At 55.2% G+C, this 529-nt stretch carries 1 rRNA gene; it reads left to right on the top strand.

Going from position 1 to position 529, the window contains the following annotated elements:
• Positions 1 to 519 (top strand): 16S ribosomal RNA (locus ABEA14_RS16085); the annotation flags it as partial.
• Positions 520 to 529: the final 10 nt, after the last annotated feature.

Genomic DNA, 529 nt, shown 5'->3' with positions numbered 1-529 from the left:
GTGCCTTCGGGAGCTCTGAGACAGGTGCTGCATGGCTGTCGTCAGCTCGTGTTGTGAAATGTTGGGTTAAGTCCCGCAACGAGCGCAACCCTTATCCTTAGTTGCCAGCGATTCGGTCGGGAACTCTAAGGAGACTGCCGGTGATAAACCGGAGGAAGGTGGGGACGACGTCAAGTCATCATGGCCCTTACGAGTAGGGCTACACACGTGCTACAATGGCGGATACAGAGGGTTGCGAAGCCGCGAGGTGGAGCTAATCTCACAAAGTCCGTCGTAGTCCGGATCGGAGTCTGCAACTCGACTCCGTGAAGTCGGAATCGCTAGTAATCGTGGATCAGAATGCCACGGTGAATACGTTCCCGGGCCTTGTACACACCGCCCGTCACACCATGGGAGTGGGTTGCTCCAGAAGTGGTTAGCTTAACCTTCGGGAGAGCGATCACCACGGAGTGATTCATGACTGGGGTGAAGTCGTAACAAGGTAGCCCTAGGGGAACCTGGGGCTGGATCACCTCCTTACTAAAATTAC

It is taken from the genome of Corallincola platygyrae (assembly GCF_039544265.1).
GTDB classification, from domain to species: Bacteria; Pseudomonadota; Gammaproteobacteria; order Enterobacterales; family Neiellaceae; genus Corallincola; species Corallincola platygyrae.
The sequence above is the reverse complement of the archived record's forward strand: the minus strand, read 5'-3'. Positions and strand labels throughout refer to the sequence as shown.